Source organism: Gammaproteobacteria bacterium, from assembly GCA_013816845.1.
Classification (GTDB): domain Bacteria; phylum Pseudomonadota; class Gammaproteobacteria; order DSM-16500; family DSM-16500; genus Aquicella.
The window spans coordinates 1-2,001 of sequence record JACDDU010000015.1 but is presented as its reverse complement, the minus strand read 5'-3'; the positions used below and the strand labels follow the sequence as shown (position 1 = coordinate 2,001).

Genomic DNA, 2,001 nt, shown 5'->3' with positions numbered 1-2,001 from the left:
TTAACGCTTTGAATTTAAGATAAGAATATGGCCGTCATCGATTATCGTGTAATTGATCACGTAAGATGTAATCCGTGAATATCGAGAACCGAAGACAGACGCCATTCGTGACGCCTAACAACCAGGATCAGCGGCGCCGAGCCAGTGGGGTTCGCGAAACTTCGAAAGCGATCGACGAGGCGTCCGTTGCATCCATTTGTTAGGCGTCATTGTAATTTTATGATTATTTAACATAGTGGCACAGGATATAATTTCGAAGGATCAAAACCTTTGATAATGCTATTATTACTTTGGCGTCTTCAATTGTGTCGTCTAATTCAATCCCAAACATCACTTTCCCAATTTTCCCAATTGTTATAGGATCTTGGGAGTCGAGCCAATATTCAATGGAATCAATAATCTTTTTAACAATAGGGTCACCGTCTACGATGATCATTTCGTTAACTTTTAAAAGCGCTGGATAATAATTATTTTGTGAATCGAGACAGACATGCAGTATTATGTTTTCTATTGTTAATAGTTTAAATTCAATTGCTCCATCATCAGAATATTTAATACCAGTTATCATACATTTAATGACGCCTAACAACCAAGATCAGCGGCGGCCCGCCGAAAACGGCACGCGAAGCCACACGCACGATCGACGGGCCGTCCGTTGCATCGCAAGTTAGGCGTCACGGGGTATAATGCAGGCATTGGAGATTTAGTAATTAAAAAGCACAACAGGGTTCAGGCGAGCCGAAACACGCGAAACGTATGGAAATCTATAACGCAGAGATTGGCATGCCCAGAGGAAGCGATCACCGGGTTTTCAGTGTATCTGAGGGAATCATTCCCAGACCAGGGGCCCAAAGATTACCACGAAGGATCGAATTCGCTGACGCCTAACAACCAAGATCAGCGGCGCCGAGCCGATAATCGTTCATAAAGCACGCAAACGGTCGACGAGGCGTCCGTTGCATCGCAAGTTAGGCGTCGCGGATAGTCCATTTAAGTTGAATTCTAAGATAAACATAATCGTCAAATTTTTCATTGAAGATTATCTTACTAATGAGATTGATAATTATTTTTGCCAAATTTGCATCAATTAGAATCACCAAACAAACCCAAACTGTAGACATCTTATAAAACGAGAGATAAATAGCCGATACAACCAGGTATAATATGCCGATAACGGCGGCAACTGTTATATCAATCAATCTATCAGACCAGGCCTTTGGAAATATGGACGATCGATAGGCGAACCAAAATCCAATCTGGCCATACATGGTTAATGCAAATGCGAGACATAAGAGGCATAGAATCCAGATGTCCCCAGGATGATAGTGATACCGCATCATTAGTGACGCCTAACAACCAAGATCAGCGGCGACCCGCAGGATGCGCCACGAAGAACTAAGGACGCGCCCGACGGGGCGTCCGTTGCATCGCCAGTTAGGCATCACGCGATTAAAATACATTTAAAGATTTCTTGTTTATAATTTTTTTATTTGCTTATTCGATAAAATTCAATATACGGGTTGGCCAGATCCATTTTCCACCAAAAGTCTTCGGTTATCTTACCTTCGGGGGAATACCTGACCTGATTGCAGGTACCATCACGCATTACATAGATAATCATTGCTGGATGCTTACCTTCGTATGGTTTGGATTCACCCGCACAGTCAGGGAACTGTTGAATTCGAACACCAATTAGATCATTATTGTCTTTATGTTTGTTATTCCACCGACCAACTGAGAAATTGGTAATAATTGGATCTTCTTCGGCTTCGGGCCTTACATTTGATTCGCAGCCACAGACAATTGACAATATTCCAGCAACTAAGAAAAACTTCATATTAGTGATGCCTAACAACCAAGATCAGCGGCGCCGAGCCGAAAAACGTTCATAAAGCACGGAAACGGTCGACGAGGCGTCCGTTGCATCGCAAGTTAGGCGTCACGGGGTATAATGCGGGCATTGGAGATTTAGTAATTCAAAAGCACAACATGGTTCAGGCG

General features: G+C 43.0%; 2 protein-coding genes. Both read right to left on the bottom strand.

Annotated features, from left to right (window positions below; all coding sequences use genetic code 11):
- Positions 1-223: 223 nt before the first annotated feature.
- Positions 224-568, bottom strand: coding sequence for a hypothetical protein (locus H0W64_12730; GenBank protein ID MBA3662577.1), 345 nt, complete (start codon positions 566-568; stop codon positions 224-226).
- Positions 569-1,486: 918 nt separating this feature from the next.
- On the bottom strand, positions 1,487-1,837 hold the full coding sequence (locus H0W64_12725) for a hypothetical protein (protein ID MBA3662576.1): 351 nt from the start codon (positions 1,835-1,837) through the stop codon (positions 1,487-1,489).
- Between the last annotated feature and the right edge of the window lie 164 nt (positions 1,838-2,001).

Excerpts from the sequence above, each read along its gene's own strand:
- H0W64_12730 (MBA3662577.1), bottom strand. The coding sequence starts at position 568 with ATGATAACTGGTATTAAATATTCTGATGATGGAGCAATTGAATTTAAA.
- H0W64_12725 (MBA3662576.1), bottom strand. The coding sequence starts at position 1,837 with ATGAAGTTTTTCTTAGTTGCTGGAATATTGTCAATTGTCTGTGGCTGC.